The sequence below is a fragment of the Micromonospora sp. WMMD987 genome (genome assembly GCF_029581435.1).
Lineage (GTDB): Bacteria > Actinomycetota > Actinomycetes > Mycobacteriales > Micromonosporaceae > Micromonospora > Micromonospora rifamycinica.
This window is the reverse complement of the sequence record NZ_CP120861.1, coordinates 3,386,313-3,405,953: the sequence shown is the minus strand read 5'-3', so window position 1 is coordinate 3,405,953 and position 19,641 is coordinate 3,386,313. Positions and strand designations below refer to the sequence as shown.

At 73.8% G+C, this 19,641-nt stretch carries 23 protein-coding genes and 1 riboswitch; of the genes, 10 read left to right on the top strand and 13 right to left on the bottom strand.

What is annotated here, in order from left to right:
• The first annotated feature begins 8 nt into the window (after positions 1 to 8).
• Entirely contained in the window at positions 9 to 725 is a 717-nt protein-coding gene (locus O7612_RS14340) for a helical backbone metal receptor (RefSeq protein ID WP_282273721.1), read from the top strand.
• 60 nt (positions 726 to 785) lie between these two features.
• On the opposite strand, the gene O7612_RS14335 is transcribed toward O7612_RS14340, so the two are convergent.
• The gene (locus tag O7612_RS14335) at positions 786 to 1,484 is read right to left on the bottom strand and encodes a CBS domain-containing protein (protein ID WP_282273720.1); all 699 of its coding nucleotides are present in this window, start codon (positions 1,482 to 1,484) and stop codon (positions 786 to 788) included.
• A 224-nt stretch (positions 1,485 to 1,708) separates the two neighbouring features.
• Between O7612_RS14335 and O7612_RS14330 the strand changes: the two genes are divergently transcribed.
• Together O7612_RS14330 and O7612_RS14325 are read left to right on the top strand one after the other, a co-directional pair.
• The gene (locus O7612_RS14330; protein WP_282273719.1) at positions 1,709 to 2,275 is read left to right on the top strand and encodes a DoxX family membrane protein; all 567 of its coding nucleotides are present in this window, start codon (positions 1,709 to 1,711) and stop codon (positions 2,273 to 2,275) included.
• Positions 2,276 to 2,437: 162 nt separating this feature from the next.
• Positions 2,438 to 2,821 (top strand): FKBP-type peptidyl-prolyl cis-trans isomerase, encoded by a 384-nt coding sequence (locus O7612_RS14325; RefSeq protein ID WP_282273718.1) that lies wholly within the window; start codon positions 2,438 to 2,440, stop codon positions 2,819 to 2,821.
• 170 nt (positions 2,822 to 2,991) lie between these two features.
• Here the strand turns inward: O7612_RS14325 and O7612_RS14320 are convergent, their stop codons facing one another.
• The 6 genes from O7612_RS14320 to pdhA form a co-directional block, all read right to left on the bottom strand.
• Positions 2,992 to 3,363 carry an STAS domain-containing protein gene (locus tag O7612_RS14320; RefSeq protein WP_282273717.1) on the bottom strand — a complete coding sequence of 124 codons (372 nt, stop codon included), beginning with the start codon at positions 3,361 to 3,363 and terminating at the stop codon, positions 2,992 to 2,994.
• A gap of 238 nt (positions 3,364 to 3,601) precedes the next feature.
• Positions 3,602 to 4,870, bottom strand: a complete 1,269-nt coding sequence (locus tag O7612_RS14315; protein ID WP_282273716.1) for an Ig-like domain-containing protein — start codon at positions 4,868 to 4,870, stop codon at positions 3,602 to 3,604.
• A 176-nt stretch (positions 4,871 to 5,046) separates the two neighbouring features.
• Positions 5,047 to 6,726, bottom strand: a complete 1,680-nt coding sequence (locus O7612_RS14310; protein WP_282273715.1) for a right-handed parallel beta-helix repeat-containing protein — start codon at positions 6,724 to 6,726, stop codon at positions 5,047 to 5,049.
• A gap of 224 nt (positions 6,727 to 6,950) precedes the next feature.
• Complete coding sequence (locus tag O7612_RS14305; protein WP_282273714.1) at positions 6,951 to 8,450, bottom strand: dihydrolipoamide acetyltransferase family protein; 1,500 nt, start codon at positions 8,448 to 8,450, stop codon at positions 6,951 to 6,953.
• On the bottom strand, positions 8,447 to 9,463 hold the full coding sequence (locus O7612_RS14300) for an alpha-ketoacid dehydrogenase subunit beta (RefSeq protein ID WP_282273713.1): 1,017 nt from the start codon (positions 9,461 to 9,463) through the stop codon (positions 8,447 to 8,449). The genes O7612_RS14305 and O7612_RS14300 overlap by 4 nt, the downstream gene beginning before the upstream one ends.
• Positions 9,463 to 10,662: a pyruvate dehydrogenase (acetyl-transferring) E1 component subunit alpha gene (gene pdhA, locus O7612_RS14295; RefSeq protein WP_282273915.1), complete on the bottom strand. Its 1,200-nt coding sequence runs from the start codon at positions 10,660 to 10,662 to the stop codon at positions 9,463 to 9,465. The genes O7612_RS14300 and pdhA overlap by 1 nt, the downstream gene beginning before the upstream one ends.
• 72 nt (positions 10,663 to 10,734) lie before the next feature.
• Here pdhA and O7612_RS14290 point away from each other — a divergent pair, with 72 nt between their 5' ends.
• A complete protein-coding gene (locus O7612_RS14290; protein ID WP_282273712.1) occupies positions 10,735 to 11,241 on the top strand; it encodes an Lrp/AsnC family transcriptional regulator in 507 nt (168 codons plus the stop codon).
• A 20-nt stretch (positions 11,242 to 11,261) separates the two neighbouring features.
• Here O7612_RS14290 and O7612_RS14285 read toward each other — a convergent pair whose 3' ends face one another.
• The 3 genes from O7612_RS14285 to O7612_RS14275 all read right to left on the bottom strand — a co-directional run bounded on the left by O7612_RS14285 (position 11,262) and on the right by O7612_RS14275 (position 12,785).
• Entirely contained in the window at positions 11,262 to 12,233 is a 972-nt protein-coding gene (locus O7612_RS14285) for a DNA primase small subunit domain-containing protein (RefSeq protein WP_282273711.1), read from the bottom strand.
• Positions 12,234 to 12,296: 63 nt separating this feature from the next.
• Positions 12,297 to 12,509 carry a hypothetical protein gene (locus O7612_RS14280; RefSeq protein ID WP_067308866.1) on the bottom strand — a complete coding sequence of 71 codons (213 nt, stop codon included), beginning with the start codon at positions 12,507 to 12,509 and terminating at the stop codon, positions 12,297 to 12,299.
• 39 nt (positions 12,510 to 12,548) lie between these two features.
• Positions 12,549 to 12,785: a winged helix-turn-helix domain-containing protein gene (locus O7612_RS14275; RefSeq protein WP_067308864.1), complete on the bottom strand. Its 237-nt coding sequence runs from the start codon at positions 12,783 to 12,785 to the stop codon at positions 12,549 to 12,551.
• Positions 12,786 to 12,975: 190 nt separating this feature from the next.
• Here O7612_RS14275 and O7612_RS14270 point away from each other — a divergent pair, with 190 nt between their 5' ends.
• Both O7612_RS14270 and O7612_RS14265 read left to right on the top strand, forming a co-directional pair.
• Positions 12,976 to 13,167, top strand: coding sequence for a hypothetical protein (locus tag O7612_RS14270; protein WP_282273710.1), 192 nt, complete (start codon positions 12,976 to 12,978; stop codon positions 13,165 to 13,167).
• A 10-nt stretch (positions 13,168 to 13,177) separates the two neighbouring features.
• Positions 13,178 to 13,798 (top strand): L-threonylcarbamoyladenylate synthase, encoded by a 621-nt coding sequence (locus O7612_RS14265; RefSeq protein WP_282273709.1) that lies wholly within the window; start codon positions 13,178 to 13,180, stop codon positions 13,796 to 13,798.
• 82 nt (positions 13,799 to 13,880) lie between these two features.
• On the opposite strand, the gene O7612_RS14260 is transcribed toward O7612_RS14265, so the two are convergent.
• On the bottom strand, positions 13,881 to 14,417 hold the full coding sequence (locus O7612_RS14260; protein ID WP_282273914.1) for a hypothetical protein: 537 nt from the start codon (positions 14,415 to 14,417) through the stop codon (positions 13,881 to 13,883).
• A 423-nt stretch (positions 14,418 to 14,840) separates the two neighbouring features.
• On the opposite strand from O7612_RS14260, the gene O7612_RS14255 reads away from it, so the two are divergent.
• From O7612_RS14255 to O7612_RS14245, 3 genes are all read left to right on the top strand, one after another.
• Positions 14,841 to 15,572, top strand: coding sequence for a histidine phosphatase family protein (locus O7612_RS14255; RefSeq protein ID WP_282273708.1), 732 nt, complete (start codon positions 14,841 to 14,843; stop codon positions 15,570 to 15,572).
• Positions 15,556 to 16,425: an NAD(P)H-hydrate dehydratase gene (locus O7612_RS14250; protein WP_282273707.1), complete on the top strand. Its 870-nt coding sequence runs from the start codon at positions 15,556 to 15,558 to the stop codon at positions 16,423 to 16,425. Before O7612_RS14255 ends, O7612_RS14250 begins: the two co-directional genes overlap by 17 nt.
• Before the next feature lie 88 nt (positions 16,426 to 16,513).
• Positions 16,514 to 17,014: a hemerythrin domain-containing protein gene (locus O7612_RS14245; protein WP_282273706.1), complete on the top strand. Its 501-nt coding sequence runs from the start codon at positions 16,514 to 16,516 to the stop codon at positions 17,012 to 17,014.
• Positions 17,015 to 17,174: 160 nt separating this feature from the next.
• Here O7612_RS14245 and O7612_RS14240 read toward each other — a convergent pair whose 3' ends face one another.
• Entirely contained in the window at positions 17,175 to 17,612 is a 438-nt protein-coding gene (locus O7612_RS14240; RefSeq protein WP_282273705.1) for a helix-turn-helix domain-containing protein, read from the bottom strand.
• A gap of 111 nt (positions 17,613 to 17,723) precedes the next feature.
• Between O7612_RS14240 and O7612_RS14235 the strand changes: the two genes are divergently transcribed.
• Positions 17,724 to 18,539 (top strand): SDR family NAD(P)-dependent oxidoreductase, encoded by an 816-nt coding sequence (locus tag O7612_RS14235; RefSeq protein ID WP_282273704.1) that lies wholly within the window; start codon positions 17,724 to 17,726, stop codon positions 18,537 to 18,539.
• Positions 18,540 to 18,582: 43 nt separating this feature from the next.
• Here O7612_RS14235 and O7612_RS14230 read toward each other — a convergent pair whose 3' ends face one another.
• Positions 18,583 to 19,452: a metallophosphoesterase gene (locus tag O7612_RS14230; RefSeq protein ID WP_282273703.1), complete on the bottom strand. Its 870-nt coding sequence runs from the start codon at positions 19,450 to 19,452 to the stop codon at positions 18,583 to 18,585.
• A gap of 95 nt (positions 19,453 to 19,547) precedes the next feature.
• Positions 19,548 to 19,637, top strand: a riboswitch (ZMP/ZTP riboswitch).
• Positions 19,638 to 19,641 lie beyond the last annotated feature (4 nt).

The following is a 19,641-nucleotide window of genomic DNA, read 5'->3' as shown; positions in this document are numbered from 1 at the left end:
ACACCGGGATGCGGGTGGTCTCGTTGGTGCCGTCGCTGACCGAGGCGGTGGCGGCGACCGTGCCGGAGATGCTGGTCGGCGCGACCGACTGGTGTGTGCACCCGGCCGGGCTGGACGTGGCCAGGGTCGGCGGCAGCAAGTACCCCGACCTGGACCGGGTCCTGGCGCTGCGGCCGGACCTGGTGCTGCTCAACGTGGAGGAGAACCGGCGGGCCGACGCGGAAGCGCTCACCGCGGCCGGCGTCGCGGTGCTGGTCACCTACCCGCGGACCGTGCCGCAGGCCCTGGACGAGCTGGCCGGGGTGCTCGCCGCGCTGGGAGTGACCGGGGAGCCGGGCTGGCTGACCGACGCCCGCCGGGCCTGGGCCGACCCCGCCGTCGGATCCCGGATCCGCCGGGCCGTGGTGCCGGTGTGGCGTCGCCCGTGGGTGGTGCTCGGCGGGGACACGTTCGCCGGGGACGTGCTGCGCCGGCTCGGCGTGGTCAACCTGTACGACGACGACCCCGAGCGCTACCCGCGACCCGACCTCGACGCGCTGCGGTCCCGCCGGCCCGACCTGGTGGTGCTCCCCGACGAGCCGTACGCCTTCACCGCCGAGGACGGACCGGACGCCTTCCCCGGCGTCCCGTACGCGCTGGTCTCCGGCCGGCATCTCACCTGGTACGGTCCGTCCCTCGCGGCGGCCCCCGCCCTGCTCACCGCCCAGCTCGCGGGCGGGCGGTGAGGCCGGGGCGGTGACCCACCGCCCGCCGTCCGGGCGACGGCCGGTGCGGTGGCGGCGGACTCAGGCCACCGGGGTCACCCCGCCCGCCGTCCGTGGTGCCGTGGCCCGGTCGTCCAGGTCGTACCCGATCGTGCTGGTGACCTGGACCACCCCGCTGACCTGACCGGCGAGCTTCACCGCCAGTTCGGCGGCGGTCCGCCGGTCCAGCCGGCCGTCCAGCGTCACCGCGCCGTCGCGGACCCGCACGGTGACCAACCCGTCCCGGACCGCCAACACCCGTCGCAGCACCTCCTGCACCACGTCCTGGCGGATCTCGGCGTCGGTGCGCAGGTGCACCCGGAGCAGGTCGCCGCGGGTGACGATGCCGACCAGCCGGCCCAGGTCGTCGAGGACCGGCAGCCGCTTGACGGCCTCCCGGTCCATCAGCCGGGCCGCCGCCGGCAGGGACGCCCCGGGGTGGGTGGTGGCGGCCGGCGCGGTCATCAGCTCCCCCGCCAGCAGCGCCTCCGCCTTCTCCCGGGAGACCCGACGTCGTCGCCCGGCGAAGACCCGCCGCTCCTCCTGCGCCCCGGAGTGCTCCACCTTGTGCAGCAGGTCCGCCTCGGACACGACCCCCAGCACGCGGCGGAACCCGTCCACCACCGGCACCGCGCTGATGCCCCGGCGGACCAGCACGTCGACGATCGCCCGGTAGGGGGTCTCCTCCCCCACCGTGGCGACCTCCCGGGTCATCACGTCCTCCACCTGCCACGTCCTCATCACGACCTCCTCGGGGCTCTCCCGGCCGACGCTAGGGCCGCCGCGGCCGGCCGGGGCAGAGGCGGACGGACCGGGACCGGCGGGGCCGAAGGTCCCGCCGGGAGACCGCCACCAGGGGACTTAGGTCCCGTCCCGGCACGGACCGGTCGGCCCTGCCGGGACGGCCGCCGTCGGCGTGGAATGGAACTGCCACCGGGAAGTGCGGTGCCAGGCAGAGAAGGGACGTGGAGACCATGACCGCGACGATCGAGCGGAACACCACCGCCGGGACCATCGCACCGGTGGCGGGCACCGAGACCACCCGGCAGCGCGCCGCCCGGTACGTCTGGGCGGGAACCCGGATCGCCCTCGGCTGGATCTTCCTCTGGGCCTTCCTGGACAAGCTGTTCGGCCTCGGCCACGAGACCGCGACGAAGAACGCCTGGATCAACGGCGGCAGCCCGACGAAGGGCTTCCTCGCCTTCGGTGCCAAAGGCCCGTTCCAGGGTCTCTACCAGGACATCGCTGGAGCGGCCTGGGCCGACTGGCTGTTCATGACCGGCCTGGCCGGCATCGGGGTGGCCCTGCTGCTCGGCATCGGGATGCGGCTCGCCGCGGCCGCCGGTGGCCTGCTCATGGTGCTGATGTGGACCGCCGTCCTGCCTCCCGAGAACAACCCCTTCATGGACGACCACCTGATCTACGCCGCGGTGCTGGCCGGTCTCGCCCTGGTCGGCGCGGGGAACACCCTCGGTCTCGGCCGGGTCTGGGCCACGCTCCCACTGGTGCGCCGGTTCGGCTGGCTCAGGTGACCGACCGCACGGCCAGGGGCGCCACCATCGAGGTGGCGCCCCTGGCCGTGCGTCCGTCCCCGGTCGGGAATCCCGGTCCCGGGACCGCCGGGAATCGGCCCGTCACGATCGGGCAGGATCGACACCGACCGGACGATCGTGCGACGACGGAGGAGATCAGCAATGAACACGCCCCAGGCAGGCAAGCCGGAGATCGGTCCGATCGAGGGCGCCCCGCCGGCCGACCTCGTGATCGAGGACCTCACGGTCGGCGACGGTCCCGAGGCCCAGCCGGGTCAACTGGCCAACGTGCACTACGTCGGGGTGTCCCACTCCACCGGCCGCGAGTTCGACGCCTCCTGGAACCGGGGCGAGGCCTTCGAGTTCCCGCTCGGCGGCGGCCGGGTCATCGCCGGCTGGGACCGGGGCGTGGTGGGCATGAAGGTCGGCGGCCGTCGCCGGCTCACCATCCCGCCGCACCTGGGCTACGGCAGCCGGGGCGCGGGCGGCGTCATCAAGCCGAACGAGACCCTGGTCTTCGTCGTCGACCTGCTCGGCGTCCGCTGACCGTCGGTGGGGTCGCCGGCATTGTCCGGCGGCCCCGCCCGCACGCCTGCCCGGACCCCGTGCCCGACTGCCCGGGGCCACCCTCGGCCGGGCCGCGCACCGTTCACGGCACGGGCCGGAATCGGCGCGGGCCGGAGGCGGACGCGGGCCGGAGGCGGACGCGGGGCCGGTCAGGCGCAGGCGGCCAGGGGGCGGCGCGTGACCTCGACCGGGAGGTCACCGTGCCGGACCGCGATGATGCGGTGCAGTCCGGTGGCCCGCAGCACCCGGGCGACCACCGGATCGGGGTCGACCACCACCAGCTCACCACCGCGGGCCCGCACCCTGAGGTGGGCGGCGACCAGCGCCCGCACCCCGGCGGCGGAGAGCAGCCGCACGCCGGAGAGGTCGAGCCGGAGCACCGGACGGGCCGGCGCGGCCCAGAGCGCCGCCCGGAACGCGCCGACGGTGGCGATGTCGATCTCGCCGACCGCGCGCAGCTCGGCCACGTCGTCGGCCACCCTGAGCCGCACGTGGAAGCGGTCGTCCTCGCCCTTCGTCATGCCCCGAATCTAGCCCCAGTCCCTGACATTTCCGCCCTGCCCAGGGCGGGTCTCCGGGTAGTCCCAGGGTCGCCCCGGAGCCGACCCCTACTCCTCCTCAGGGTGGAGGGCCGCCGGCCACGCGCCGCCGCACCCGAGCAGCCCGTAAGGCGCACGGACCCGGACGGGAGGCGGTACGACCGGCCGCCGGTGACGGCGGACCGGGCGTACCTACCCGATCGGTCCTCCCCGGCCGGTGTCAGCCGCCGCTGGGCGACGGCGCGGGCGACGAACCGCCGGCGACCGCCCCCGGGTGCGACGGGCTGGTGGGGGCCGCCGGCTTCAGGCCCGGCGGTACGGGCAGCGCGCTGCCCCGGGCGAACTCGGCCCAGTCGGTGTTCCAGGCCGTCCAGCCGTTGCCCGGCCGCAGCGGCACCTCGGTGCCCTTCACGGTGACCAGGTCGCCGACCTGGGTGACACCCATCAGCCAGTCGGCGGCGGTGGACGAGACGTTGGCGCACCCGTGCGAGACGTTGGTGTACCCCTGGTCCCCCTCCGACCAGGGTGCGGCGTGGATGAACTCGCCGCCCCAGGTGAGGCGCTGGGCGTCCTCGACGTCGACCACGTAGCCGCCGTCGGGCTCACCCCGGGTGTCGAACCGGGTCTGCTGGTGCTTCTCCATGATCACCATCTTGCCGCTGGAACTCGGCGTGCTCGGCTTGCCCAGGCTGACCGGGATCCTGCGGACCAGCCTGCCGTCCTGGAAGACCGACATCTGCTTGGTGGCGTTGTCGATGTCCAGGGCGACCTGCCGGCCGATCTTCGAGGTGGACCGCCGGTCGGCGTCACCGACGTACTCCTTGCCGATCGGCAGCCCCTCCAGCGCGGACCGGACACTGATCGTCGTCCCGCTGCGCCAGAAGTCGGGCGCGCGGTAGTAGACCTGGCTGCCGTCCTCCAGCCACGACCAGGTGCCCGGCTGCGGCGGATCGGTCTTCACGAACAATCGTCGCTGCACGGCCGCCCGGGCCTCGCGGGGAATTGCCGGTTCGAAAGCCACCGTCACCGGCATCGCGGTGCCGTACGTCTGGTTACCGGCGAAATAGAGCACACTGGTCAACGCCTGCCGGTTCGTATTCGTCGCCGTGGTGAACGTGGTGCGCCCGACGGTCGTCCGGCCCGCGTCACCGGTCGCGGTCACCTCGGCGGTGTAGGTCCGGCCGCCGCCCAGCGGGGCCGCCGGCACCCAGCTCGACCCGTCCTCCCTAGGCTCCCCGGCGACAGCCTTCCCCTTGTCGTCGGTGAGCTTCACGCTGGTCACCCGCCCGTGCTGCACGACGGTGCCGACCTCGGCGCTGACCGGCACGTCCTTCGCCCGGTCGGCGGGCGTCACCGACACCGTGGGACCGGACGCCCCGCCGGGGGCCGCCCCGGCTGCCCGCTCCCGCTCGGCGGTGCACCCGCCGAGGGCCAACGGCGCGGCTGCGATGGTCACCGTCAGGAGCGTCAATCGCCGCCTCAGGTCCATATTCCGTCCCCCATTTCCCAGTCCCCTTGGCCACATTCTGTACGGCGTTTCTCGGGCCGGGTCGGGCTTTCCGGGGAACCGGTCGGCCGACGGCGGGCATATCGACCCCCGCGATGTCGGACGGGGCGCAGTGACGCCGATGTCCGGGATCGCCCGTGCCGGGGCGGCACGGATCGTCAGTCCCAGTCCTGGTCACCGTGGTTGCGCAGCCAACGGCCACCGACCGGCGGGGTGTCCAGGCGGAGCGCCGCCACCGCGTTGCCGGCCAGGTCGTTGTCCTCGACCCGGCAACCGACACAACTGCCCCGGCCGGTGATCCAGAGACCGTGCGTCTGGGTGCGCTCGTCGTGGTTGTCCCAGACCCGGTTGCCCCGCACCGTCGCGCCGTCGAACGCCGCGTCGATCGCGATGCCGGCCCGGGTCGGCGGTGCGGCCGGCAACTCGTACGGGGTGCCCGGCAGCGGCGTGTCCCCGCTCCAGGCGGTGACGGCGTCGGGGCGGACCGGGGCGAGGTGCAGCTCGGTGCCGGTGTTGGTGGCCACCACCGCCACCCGCCGGCCGACCCGCAGCACCTTGCCCCGGTGGCTGTCCGGCGCCCAGGTCGCCGAGCGGTCGACCAGGGACCGTTCGGCGTAGCGGACCGACTCACCGCCACCACGGGACGCCTGCGCGCACTGCCGGCCGTTGTTGCGGATCCGGTTGTCGAGCACCATCGCGTCGGTCATCGGGCGGTCCACCCGGATCGCGTCCAGGCCGTTACCCCAGAACTCGTTGCTCTCCACCACGACGTCCTGCGCCGGGTGCGGGTAGGCCCGGCCCAGATCGTGCTGGTGGTAGCCGTACCCGCCGTTGCCGCTGATCCGGTTGCCACGCACCGTGTACGGCCCCGGGGTGTTGCCCACGCTGATCCCGTCGCCCACGTTGCCGTCGATCACGCAGTCGGTGAGCAGGCCACCGCGTCCGGCGATGCCGGCGGTGCCGTTGCCCGAGACGTCGTAGCCGGCCTCCAGGTTGCCGGTCATCGTGCAGCCGGTGACGATCAGCCCGTCGGCGCCCCAGTCGGAGATGCCGAACCGGTTGCCCTGGCTGTGGCAGCCCACGATCCGGTAGCCGCGCGGCGGCGTCCAGTAGTCCTTCTGGAGTTCGAGGAAGATGCCGTTGGTGCCGTTGGCCAGGGCGGTGCAGTTGGCGATGGTCAGCCGCTCCATGTCGCCCCAACCGCCGATGCCGATGCCGATGCCCGCGCCGCCCATCTGCTCGCCGTTGTCCAGCCGGCCACAGCCGACCACCACCACCCCGTCGATCAGGGTATCCTGGAGGAAGTCGCAGCCCAGCCCGCTGGCCCCGGTGTGGTGGATGTAGAGGTTGCGGAACACCCCGCGCACCACGTATTGCAGGCCCAGGCCCTTGGCCAGGTAGCTGTACTCGGCCATCGCCACCCCGGAGCCGTCGATCTCGAAGTCGGCGAAGGTGCAGTCGGCGATGTGCCGGTCCCGGTCCGCGCCGTGCTGGAGCACCGTCCAGAACGCCAACGGGGTCGGGTCGCTACGGTTGCCCTCGTTGCTGAGCAGGAACCGGGTGGCGGCCGGGCCGGCACCGATCAGCGACACCCCGCTGCGCCACACCGTGCCGGCGTCCCGGATGGAGTAGATGCCCGGCGGGCACCAGATCACCCGCGCCCGCCCGTCGGCCGCGTAGCCGGCACCGAGCCGGTCCACCAGGGCGGCCAGCGCCGGCTGGTCGTTGGTCACCCCGTCACCGGTCAGGCCGTAGTCGTGGGCGTCGCACCACAGCGGCGCACCAGCGACGGGCGGGCGGCGGTCCCGCAGGGCGACGGGCAGACCCTGGTACGGCACGGGGAACTCCTCTCGGCGGCACGGCCACGACCGACCCGGTGCGGCCACGACCGGCACAGGGCCGCCACGACCGATGTGGCATGGCCACGACCGACGGCGGTTTCCCGGCCCGCCGACCGGAAAACCCCACCGCGACCCGCCGGTCCGGACGAAGCGGACGAACGCCCGGCGCAACGACGGAGCCGGCCACCCCGCCCAGGGGTGACCGGCTCCGGGCGTACCGCTCAGACGTTCGCCACCAGCAGCGCCGGCTGCTCGACGCAGTCGGCGACGTGCCGCAGAAAACCACCGGCCACCCCGCCGTCGCAGACCCGGTGGTCGAAGGTCAGGCTGAGCTGGGTGACCTTGCGGACCGCCAGCTGCCCGTCGACCACCCACGGCTTGTCCACGATCCGTCCGACCCCCAGCAGCGCGGCCTCCGGATGGTTGATGATCGGGGTGGAACCGTCCACTCCGAACACGCCGTAGTTGTTCAGGGTGAAGGTGCCACCGGTGAGCCGGGCCGGCGGCAGGGTGCCGGCGCGGGCGGCGGCGGTGGTCTCGGCCAGGGCGGCGGCCAGCTCCCGGGTGGTGAGCCGCTGGGCGTCGCGCAGCACCGGGACGAGCAGGCCCCGGTCGGTCTGTGCGGCGATGCCCAGATGCACCCCGGCCGACTGGACGATCCGCTGCCCCTCGGTGTCGACGTGCGCGTTGAGCTGCGGGAACCGCCGCAGCCCGCTGAGGCAGATCCGGGCCAGCAGGGCCAGCACGCTGACCGGGGTGGCCGGGGTGGCCGCGTTGATCGCCGCCCGGGTCGCCAGCAGCGCGGTGGCGTCCGCGTCGACCCAGATGGTCACCTCGGGGATCTCCCGGCGGCTGCGGGAGAGCTTGTCGGCGATCACCCGGCGGATGCCGGTCAGCGGGATGACCACGTCGGACGCGTCGGCCGGGGCCGGCCCGACGTGCGTCGCCGGGGCCGGGTCCGCGACGGCGGCGGGCCGGCCCGGGTCGCCGGTGTGCCGCTGCGGCGCGGTGGCCAGGGCGGCCTCCACGTCGGCCCGGCGGACCACGCCGCCGGGGCCGGTACCGCGCAGCCCGGTCAGGTCCACCCCGTGCTCGCGGGCGAGCCGCCGCACGATCGGCGAGATGACCAGGGGTGCCGTCCCGCCGGCCGGCGCGGTGCCGTCCCCGGCCGGCGCGGTGCCGTCCCCGGCCGGCGCGACGACGCCGTCGGTGGACATCCCGGAGACCGGGTCGTCCCCACCCGCGTCGGCCGGGAGCCTCGGCGGGGACGACGGGCCGGCCGTCCCCCCGGGGGCGGGGGGCACGGCAGCCTCGGCGGCCGGCTCCGGCGCCAGGGTCAGCCGGGGACGTCGCCGCCGCCGGTTGCCGCCGTGGCCGGTGCCGTACCCGATCAGGACGTTGCCGGAGCCGGCCCGCTCCTCCTCGCGGTAGGTGGCGTGTCCGGCGGGCTCGTCGCCGCCGTCGACCGGCGCGATCGTGATCAGCGGTTGGCCGACCGGACGCGTCTCGCCGGCCGCGCCGTGCAGGGCGACCACCCGTCCGGCGTACGGGCAGGGCACGTCGACCACGGCCTTGGCGGTCTCCACCTCCACCACGCTCTGGTCCACGGTGACCAGGTCACCGACGGCGACCTTCCACTCGACGATCTCGGCCTCGCTGAGCCCCTCGCCCAGGTCGGGCAGGAGGAAGACCCGGGTGCCGGTGGCGGTGCGGGCGCTCACGCCGCGCTCCCCTGGGCCACCCAGCGCGGGTCGGGCCGGTCGTCCCACTGGAGGCGGGCCACGGTGTCGAGGACCCGGTCCACCCCGGGTAGGTGGGTGTGCTCCAGCATCGGTGCCGGGTAGGGGATGTCCAGCCCGGACACCCGCAGCACCGGGGCGTGCAGGGCGTGGAAGCAGCGTTCCTGCACCCGGGCGGCGATCTCCGCGCCGACCCCGGCGAAGCCCTGCGCCTCGGTGACCACCAGGCACCGGCCGGTGCGGCGGACCGAGGCGGTGACGGTGGCGTCGTCGAACGGCACGATGGTCCGCACGTCGACCACCTCGAGGTCCCAGCCCTCGTCCCGGGCCGCCTCGGCGGCCTCCAGCGCGACCGGCACCGCCGGGCCGTACGCGACCAGGGTGGCGTCGGTGCCGGGCCGACGGACCACGGCCCGGCCGAACGGCGCGGTACGGGCCGGCAACTCGGCCTCGCCGCTGGCGAAGTAGAGCTTCTTGGGCTCCAGGAACACCACCGGGTCCGGGTCGGCGATCGCCTCCCGCAGCAGCGAGTACGCGTCCTCGACCGTCGCCGGGGTCACCACCTTCAGGCCGGGGGTGTGCGCGTAGTACGCCTCGGACGAGTCGCAGTGGTGCTCCACCCCGCCGATCCCACCGGCGTACGGCACCCGGATGACCATCGGCACGCTCAGCGCGCCCCGGGTGCGGTTGCGCAGCTTCGCCACGTGCGAGGCGATCTGCTCGAACGCCGGGTAGGCGAACGCGTCGAACTGCATCTCGACCACCGGCCGCAGCCCGGACATGGCCAGGCCGACGGCGAACCCGACGATGCCGGCCTCGGCGAGCGGGGTGTCGAAGCACCGCTTGTCACCGAACCGGGCCTGCAACCCGTCGGTGATCCGGAAGACCCCGCCGAGCTGCCCGACGTCCTCGCCGAAGACGAGCACCCGCTCGTCGTCGAGCATCGCGTCGGCCAGCGCGGCGTTGAGCGCCTTCGCCATGGTCATGGTGGCCATCAGGCGTCCCCTTCCGCGTCGGCGGCCAGCTCGGCCCGGACCATCTCCCGCTGCTCGACCAGTTGCGGGGTCGGCTCGGCGAAGACGTGGTCGAACAGGCTCAGCGGGTCGACGGCGGGCTGCGCGTTCATCCGGTCCCGCAGGTCGGCGGCGTAGCGCTCGGCCTCGGCGGCGACCGCCGAGACGGCCGCGTCGTCCAGCTCACCCCGGCTGCGCAGGTACGCCTCCAGCCGGGCCACCGGATCGCGGTCGCGCCACGCCTCGACCTCGTCGGGATCCCGGTAGCGGCTGGCGTCGTCGGCGTTGGTGTGCGCCTCCATCCGGTAGGTGTGCGCCTCGACCAGGTACGGCCCGTGTCCGGCGCGGGCGTGCGCCACCGCCCGGGTGAGCACCGCGAGGACGGCCACCGGGTCGTTGCCGTCGACCTGCTCGCTGGGCACCCCGTAGCCGACGCCCTTGTAGGCCAGGCTCGGCGCGGCGGTCTGCCGGGACAGCGGCACGCTGATCGCGTACTTGTTGTTCTGCACGAAGTAGACGACCGGGGCCTTGAACACGGCGGCGAAGTTCAGCCCCTCGTGGAAGTCGCCCTCGCTGGTCGCCCCGTCCCCGATGAACGCCAACGCCACGGTGTCCCGCCCCTGGTAGGACTCCCCGTAGGCCAGCCCGGCGGCGTGCACGCACTGGGTCGCCAGCGGGGTGCACTGCGGCGCGGTGCGCACCACCGTCGGGTCGTAGCCGCAGTGCCAGTCGCCACGGAGCAGGGTCAGCACCTCGACCGGGTCGATGCCCCGGGCGGTCAGCGCCATCGACTCCCGGTAGGTGGGGAAGACCCAGTCGTCGTCGCGCAACGCGAGCACCGCGCCGACCTGGCAGGCCTCCTGTCCCCGCGAGGACGGGTAGACGGCGAGCCGCCCCTGCTTGGTCAGCGCGGTGGCCTGCGCGTCGAAGCGGCGGCCGACGACCATCCGGCGGTACATCTCACGCAGTACCCCGACGGAGGGCTCGGGCAGGTCGGCGCGGGGCGGCAGCGGGGTGCCGTCGGGGGCGAGCAGCCGTACCGGCTCGGTCTGCGGGAGCAGGCCGGCGGTGGGGTCGGGGGCGACCGGGGTGGCCGGTCGACGGGTACGCGGGGATGCCCTGCGGACCGCCTGGGGTGTGGTCGTCACGGCGGGGACCTCCTGGACGTGTGGTGGCCCTATGCTCCTGCGGTTGGATGATTGACTCAACATCCGTGGTGAACGCGGGACGATTGGCCTACCGGGGAGTATCTGATGAGCCAGCAGACCAGCCCACAGCCGGGCCCGCCGGGCGGAACGGGACGTTCGGTCACCCCGCTGGACGAGGTGGACCGACGGGTCCTCGACGAGCTGACCCGGGACGGCCGGCTGTCCATGCGTACGCTCGCCGAGCGGGTGCACGTCTCGCGCACCAACGCGTACGCCCGGGTGGAGCGGCTGCTGCGGGACGGGGTGATCACCGGGTTCCGGGCCCGGGTGGCGCCCGAGCCGGCCGGGCTGGGCACCTCGGCGTACATCTCGCTGACCATCCAGCAGAACACCTGGCGGGAGGTGTCGGCGGAGCTGGCCCGGGTGCGCTACATCGAGCACGTGGCGCTGCTCAGCGGGGAGCACGACGTGCTGGCCCTGGTCCGCGCGCCGGACAACGCCACCCTGCGGGACGTGGTGCTGAGCCGGGTGCAGGGCATCGTCGGGGTGCTCTCCACCCGGACCTGGCTGGTCTTCGACGAGTTCGACGGGGCCGGCAGCCCCTGGGCCTGATCGGCCGACCGGGCGGCTCGTCAGCGTTCCGGCGGGGCGGCCAGGCCGGCGCGGTCGGCCAACGCCAGCAGCGGCTCCAGCGAGTAGCGGTCGCCGTCCAAGCCGGCGTGCGGGTCACCGCGCTCGGCGAACCGGGCCGGCATGCTCAGCACGTCGAAGTCCTCCGGCCGGGCGTCGTCCAGCTCGGACCAGTCCAGCGGAGCCGACACCAGCGCCGCCGGGGTGGGCCGGATCGAGTATGCCGAGGTCACCGTGTGGTCGCGGGCCATCTGGTTGTAGTCGATGAAGACCGGCCGGTCCCGCTGCTCGCGCCACCAGGTGGTGGTGACCAGGTCGGGCAGCCGACGCCCCAGCTCGTGGCCCAGGGCGAGCACCGCGCGCCGGCACTCGCCGAAGCTCCACCGGGGCTCGATGGAGAGGTAGACGTGCAGGCCGCGCCCGCCGGTCGTCTTCGGATAGCCGACCATGCCCAGCTCGGCGAGGAAGGCCCGGACCTCGTGCGCCACCGGTACCACCCGGTCGAAGCCGACCCCCGGCATCGGATCGAGGTCGATCCGGAGCTGGTCGGGGCGCTCCACGTCGGCCGCCGTCACCGGCCACGGGTGGAACCGCAGGGTGCCGAGGTTGGCCGCCCAGATCACCACCGCCAACTCGCCCGGCGCGATCTCGTCGGCGGTGCGACCACTGGGGAAGGTGAGATGTGCCGTGCGCACCCAGTCGGGAGCGCCCGCCGGCAGCCGTTTCTGATAGAAGGCGTCACCCCGGTTGTCCTGCCGGGTGCCGATCTTCGCCCCCTCGAACACGCCGCGCGGCCAGCGCTCCAGCATCGTCGGGCGGTCCCGCAGGGCGCGCAGGATGCCGTCGCCGACGGCCAGGAAGTAGCCGATCACGTCCCGCTTGGTCAGCCCGCGCTCGGGAAAGTACGGCTTGTCGGGGCTGGAGACGCGGACCAGCCGCTCCCCCACCTGGATCTCCTCGGCCGCCGTCGCCACGCTCACACGGTAACGGCCACCCCCGACACCCGGAGCCGGCTCACCGGATCGCGACCGGGCCGTTCAGCGTTCGTCGTCGTCCGCGCCGCGCGGTTGGTTCGGCCGGTACCGCCGGATCCACGCGTCGACTGCCGCCCGGTCCCAGACCCGGACCTTGCCGCTGGCCACCGTGTCGATCGGCGGCGGGAAGGTCGGGCGGTTGGTGATCTCGGTGGCCCTGGTGCGCGACACCCCACCGAGCATGTCCGCGATGTCGGAGAGGGCTACGAGTCTCACGATGAAACCCTAGGACCTGTCCCGGGTTCCTGCGGAGGGCTACGCCTCGGGTTGCCCGACGTAGGTTCCGCGCTGCGGCACGGTGTAGACCAGTCCACGCTCGCGTAGCTCCGCAACGGCACGTCGGGCGGTCCCCCGGGCCACCCCGAACTCCTGCACGATCGCCGCTTCGCTCGGAATCGGCCGGTGCGCCACGAGGTCACCGTTGCTGATCCGACCGGCCAGGATGTTCGCCACCTGGCGGTAGACCGGCACCGGCCCGTCTGGATCGATCACGAGACGAAGCTAATCGAGCGTAGACGAGGCAGATTTTTTGGATACGTGCCTAGACGTTCATGCTTGTACATAACTACGGTGAGTGGCAGCTCATGACGATCAGTCATCTGAGTTGCCGGTAGCGGTCCGGGTGCCTGATCGGAGATCGGTGCCCGGACCTGCCTGTCCCCAGAAAGGGCCGACCATGCCGATGGACGAACCGATCTCGCCCGCCCTGGTCATCTGGACCACCCACCGGGTGTTGGCCCAGCACCACGAGGCCCCGGACGGGCCGCCACCACTGCGCCGCTGCTTCCAGTGCCGCGACGGCGAATGCCACATGCTGACCTGGGCGCGCGACGTGCTCCGGGCTCACCGGCAGCCGCCACCGCTGCCCCACTAGGCTCGCCGCCATGGCGACCTATCTCGACGTACACCCGGAGAACCCGCAGCCCCGGACGATCGCCCGGGTGGTCGACCTGCTGCGGGCCGACGGCCTGGTCGCCTACCCGACCGACTCGTGCTTCGCGCTGGGCTGCCAGCTCGGCAACCGGGACGGCCTCGACCGGATCCGGGAGATCCGGCAGCTGGACAGCAAGCACCACTTCACTCTGGTGTGCCGGGACTTCGCGCAGCTCGGCCAGTTCGTGCACATCAACAACGCGGTGTTCCGGTCGCTGAAGGCGGCCACCCCGGGCAGCTACACGTTCATCCTGCCCGCCACCAAGGAGGTGCCGCGCCGGCTGCTGCATCCGAAGAAGAAGACCGTCGGGGTACGCATCCCCGACCACCCGGTCGCGCAGGCGCTGCTGGCGGCGCTGGGTGAACCGCTGGCGTCGAGCACCCTGCTGCTGCCCGGCGAGTCCGAGCCGATGACCCAGGGCTGGGAGATCAAGGAACGGCTGGACCACGCGATCGACGCGGTGGTCGACTCCGGCGAGTGCGGCACGCTGCCCACCACCGTGATCGACTTCTCCACCGACGAGCCGGAGATCGTCCGCTACGGCGCGGGCGACCCGACCCGCTTCGAGTAGCCGCGCGTCGACCCCGCGTCACCCCCGCCGCCTCGACCGGCCTGTTACCCCTGCTCTGCTGCGCGGCCAGCCGTCGACCTGGTCAGAAACCGGCAGGCGGCAGCGGTAGCGGCTCGACGACCGGGTCGACGTCACGGGCAGTGTGGACGGGTGCCGGTCGGGCCGGACCCGTCGTCCGGCTGTGTCGGCGGCCCGCGCCCGCCGGCCCGGCGTGTCGGGCCACCTCACAGGTGACCAGGTGGATCGGAGCCGGCGGCACGGCGAACTTCCCCGGACCCCAGCGCACCCAGAGGGCGACCCGGCCGGCGGCGGCCTCCGCCGCGAGCTTCTCCCAGGTGCGCCGCCGGTCGGTGTGGTCGACCTCGACCACCACGGGTGGTCCGTCGCGGCGGGCACACGCCACGTCCAGCACCGAGTGGCGGTCGGTCATCGGCGGCGGTAGCGGCAGCACGCTCGCCGCCCGCCGGTAGGACCGCCAGCCCTGCTCGGCGGCCCAGGCCAGCACGGCGTCGATGATCCGCGCGGTCACCTCGTCGGTGCCCAGGTCGGTGAACTCCAGCCGGCTCAGCCACTCGGTGAGCGATGCCGCCACCCGTTCGCCGCCCACCCCACTGTCCATCCCGCCGTCCACGCGCGCAGGGTATCGCCCGCCCCGCCCCACTCCACCACCCGAACCCCACCACTCCCACCCCACCACCCCCACTCGGGGAGCGCCGCCTCCGCCGCCGGGAGTCCTGTAGATCTTGGAAGATTCTGGCCCCCAGGGGGGCCATTTGCCACCAAGATCTCCCGGCGGCAGGGCCACCGACCGACTGGATGGCGAGCCGACGCGTGGGCCACGGCGGGTCAGGCGGGCCACGGCGGGTCAGGCGGGCCACGGCGGGGTGGGGCGGGTCAGGCGGGCCACGGCACGGCGGGCGGGGCGGGTGGACGGGGCCGGGCGGGGCGGGTGGACGGGGCGGGGCAGGTGGACGGGGCGGGCCACGGCGGGGCGGGGCGGGTGGACGGTTATCGGGGTGGAGGCGGGGGTAGGCATGGGGGCATGGCGGAACTGGGGGCGCTGTGGATCGTCCGGCACGGTGAGAGCACGGCGAACGTCGCCGCCTCGGCGGCCGAACAGAACGGCGCGGAGCTGATCGACCTGACCCACCGGGACGCCGACGTGCCCCTGTCGGACACCGGCGAGGAGCAGGCCCGGGCCACCGCCCGCTGGCTGGCCGGGCTGCCGCAGCGGCATCGGCCCGACGTGGCGGTCGTCTCGCCGTACCGGCGGGCGGTGCGGACGGCCGAGCTGGCCCTGGCCGGCACCGGCATCCCGGCCAGTGTCGACGAGCGGCTCCGCGACCGGGAACTGGGCATCCTCGACGGGTTCACCGGGCACGGGGTGGCCCGCCGGTTCCCGGACGAGGCGGCCCGGCGGCACCGGCTGGGCAAGTTCTACTACCGGCCGCCGGGCGGCGAGTCCTGGACCGACGTGGCGCTGCGGCTGCGTACCCTCCTCGGCGACCTGCGCCGCGACCACGAGGGGCGGCGGGTGCTGCTGTTCGGGCACGACGCCCTGGTGTTCCTGCTCCGCTACCTGGTGGAAGGGCTGACCGAGGCGGAGCTGATGGCCCTGACCCGGGAACACGTGATCGCCAACTGCTCGGTGACCGGCTGGTCGGCGGGCGCCGGAGGCCGGCTCGTCCCGGACACCTTCAACGACGTCACCCACCTGCACGCACAGGGCACCGCGCCCACGACGGAGGACGAGATCCATGCCGAACCGGTCTGAGACCCGGGTCATCACCCCGGGGCTGCTGCGGGACTGGGCGCTGCCGGTGCCGACCGGCGGCAAGGACAACCGGGGAACGGTCCTGGTCGTCGGCGGTTCCCGGTTCACCCCGGGCGCGGTGCTGCTGGCCGGGGTGGCCGCGCTGCGCGCCGGGGCCGGGGTGCTCCAACTGGCCGCCGCCGAGTCCACCGCCGCCGCGCTGAGCATCCAGGTGCCCGAGGCCATGGTGGTGGGCCTGGCGGAGACCGCCGACGGCGCGGTCGCCGGTGACCCGGGCGACCGGCTCGGCGAGCTGGTGGAGCGGGCCGACGTGGTCACCGTCGGGCCGGGCCTCAACGACATCGACCAGACCCGCGCGCTGCTGCGCCTGGTGCTGTCGGCGGCCGGGCCGCACACCGCGCTGGTCTTCGACGCGTACGCGCTGGGCGCGCTCAGCCACGAACCGGACCTGCTGGTCGGCGCGGACCGGAAGGTGGTGCTGACCCCCAACCTCACCGAGGCCCGGCACCTGCTCGGCCGTGACCCCGGCGACGACCTGGACGCCGAGTCCCGCGAACTGGCCCGCCGGTACGAGGCGGTGGTCTCCCTGTACGGGCACATCGCCACCCCCGACGGCCAGGGCTGGCGGGAGGAGAGCGGCGATGCCGGGCTGGGCACCTCGGGCAGCGGCGACGTGCGGGCCGGACTGCTCGCCGGGCTGCTCTCCCGGGGCGCGGAGCCCGCCCAGGCGGCCTGCTGGGCGGCGTGGGTGCACGCGGTCAGCGGGCAACGGCTGGTGCCCCGGTTCGGCCGAATCGGGTTCCTCGCCCGCGAGCTGCTCGACGAGATCCCGCACACCATCGCCACCGTCTGAGGGTGTCGAACATCCGCCGACCGCGATCCGTTTGCGCAGTTCGTCCCCGGGTACCGGGATTGCCGTCAGCCGATCAAGGAGGTCCGCCGTGTCCACCGACGCCATCGTCCTGCTCAAAGAGGACCACAAGGAGATGCGCCGCCTCTTCCGCGAGTTCGAGAAGGCGCAGGAGGGACCGGTCGCTCGCCGCCGCAAGCTGGTCGACGAGATCGTGGCCGCCCTGACGACGCACACCTACCTGGAGAACGAGGTGATGTACCCGGAGGTCCGCAAGCTCCTGCCGGACCTGGAGGACGACATTCTCGAGTCGTACGAGGAGCACCACGTCGCCGACGTGCTCTGCGCCGAACTGGCCGCGATGGACGCCGCCGACGACCACTTCGTCGCCAAGACCACGGTGCTGATCGAGAACGTCGAGCACCACGTCGAGGAGGAGGAGCAGGAGTGGTTCCCGAAGGTGCGGGAGGCGCTCGGCCGCAAGCAGCTCCAGGAGATCGGTGAGCGGATGATCGCGCTGCGCCCGGACGCCCCCCGTTCGCCCAGCGACCCGAAGGCGGTCAGGAGCGCCCGGCACGCCACCACCGCCTGACCCCCACGTTCTGTCCGAACCACGTCACGAGGGGCCCGACCGGCGGTCGGGCCCCTCGTGACGTGGTACGCGCGGGCGCTCGCGGTTCGCCCCGCGTAGCCCACCACCCACCGGTGGGCGCGGCCCGGAATTCGCGGTTCCGCCCCGCGCGGGGCCGGGGTCACCCGGCCGGTCGGTTCGGCCCGGACGATGTCGCGGCGGCGACCGGGCGGCGGGCGGCGGCGAGCGCGGCCTCGTTGTCGACCGCCCAGTCGGCGAGGCCGGACAGCGGGCCGAGCAGGCTCTGCCCGAGCGGGGTGAGCCGGTACCCGACGCTGGGCGGGACGGTGGGATGGACCTCGCGCAGCACCAGCCCGGCCGACTCCAGACCGCGCAGGGTGCGGGTCAGCATGCGTTGGCTGATCCCCCCGATGGCGCGGTGCAGTTCGTTGAAGCGGTACGGCCGACGACCCAGCAGGGCCAGCACCAGCATCGACCACTTGTCGCCGAGCAGCCGCAGCAGTCCGGTGACCGGGCAGCCGTCGTACTCGTCGGCCGGCACCGGCGTCGGCAGGGCCGTCACCACCAGGGAACGAACATCCGTGTTCGGTGCGGACATGACACTGCCTTCTTCCGTTGTCGCCGGCCTCCGCAGAGGATTGTGCCGGTCACGATGCGGGGTCGACGTCCGGTGCCGAACGGGTGCCGGCGGGCGACGGGAAGGGGCGGTATGCGGGTCACCGTCATCAGCGGCGGCACCGACGGCATCGGTCGGGGCACGCTCGAAGCCCGGCTCCGGCGCGGCGACGAGGTCGTCGCCATCGGAAGCAACCCCGTGAAGGGGCGGGCGGTGCGGGCGCTCTCCGACCGGGTGCACTTCCTCCGGGCGGATCTGCGGTCGGTGGCCGAGACCCGTCGGGTCATCGACGTCATCCGGCAGCGGTGGCCGGCGGTGGACGCCCTGGTGCTGTGCGCCAACCGGCAGTCGCCCCGGCGGGTGGTCACCGACGAGGGCCTGGAGCAGACCTTCGCCCTGTACTACCTGAGCCGTTACCTGCTCAGCCACGGTCTGCGCGACCAGCTGGACGCCGCCGAACGGCCGGTCGTGGTCAACGTGGCCGGGGTGGGCGTCACCCGGGGGTCGATCCACTGGGACGACCTCCAGCTGGCCCACGGGTACGGCATGGTCGACGCGCAGTTGCAGGCCGGTCGGGCCAACGACCTGCTCGGGGTGGACTTCGCGGCACGCTCCGGCGCACGGGCCCGGTACGTGCTCTACCACCCCGGCTTCACCCGCAGCGGCGACCTGTCCGCCCTGCCGGCACCGGTCCGTGGGGTGGTCCGGGCGGCGTCGGTGTTCGCCCAGCCGGTCGGGAAGGCGGTCCACCCCGTCGTGGAGTGGATCGACGACCCGCCGTCGGACGCCCTGACCGCCGACGACCGGGGTCGACCCGTGCCACCGTCGACCCGGACGCTCGATCCCGTCGCGGCCCGTCGCCTCGGCGCGGTGACCGAGGAGCTGCTCACCCGCCTCGACGCCGGCTGAGGAGGAGCTGCTCACCCGCCTCGACGCCGGCTGAGCCGGTGGTTCACCAGGCGGTCAGCGGGGTGCCCTCCGGGGCCGGGAGAATCCGCCGCACCCGCCCCGGTGGGAGGCGGCGCGGCCGCCACTCCCGGGGGTAACCGACCGAGACCTCCTCGAACCGCACCCCGTCCTTCCAGGTGGTACGCGGGATGTGCAGGTGCCCGTAGACGACCGCGGCGGCGGCGAACCGGCGGTGCCAGTCGGCGGTGGCGTCCGTCCCGCACCACTGCGCGAAGATCGGGTAGCGCAGCACCTCGGTCGGGTGGCGGTCCAGTGGCCAGTGGTTGACCAGCACGGTGGGCAGCGCCGGATCCCGGGCCGCCAACCGGCGGGCGGTCGCGTCCAGCCGGGCCGCACACCATTCCTGCCGGCTCGGGTACGGGTCGGGGTGCAGCAGGAACTCGTCGGTGCAGACGATCCCGGTCTCGTACGCCTCCGCCAGGGCGGCCTCCCGGGTGTCGAACCCCGGCGGTCGCCAGCTGTAGTCGTACAGCAGGAACAGCGGCGCGACCAGCGCGGGGCCGCCCGGTCCCCGCCACACCCGGTAGTCGTCCTCGGGGGTGACCACGCCCAACTCCCGGCACCGCCGCACCAGCAGTTCGTAGCGGGCCACCCCGCGCAGGGTCACCGGATCGGCCGGCGGGGTCCACAGTTCGTGGTTGCCGGGCGCCCAGATGACGGTGTTGAAGCGTTGGGCGAGCAGGCCGAGCGCCCACTCGATGTCGGCCACGGTGTCCGCCACGTCACCGGCGACGATCAGCCAGTCCCGTGGCGAGGTGGGTCGTAGCGCCTCGACCAGGGCACGGTTCTCCGCGTACCCGATGTGCAGGTCGCTGATCGCGACCAGACTGCCCTCGGTGTCCTCCCCCAGCATCCGCCGATCGTATTGCAGAAGGTCATCCGGCACCGGGTGCCCGGCAGCGGCGCCGGAGGTGCTCCGGACGCCTCCGCCGGGCACCCGGTAGGATCGTCGCGGGCCGTGACTGGCGCGTGGGGATGGAGCACCATCGGGAAGCGGCCCCGTCATGAGGACGCACGCCGAGCGCCTGGGCCTTCCGTACGC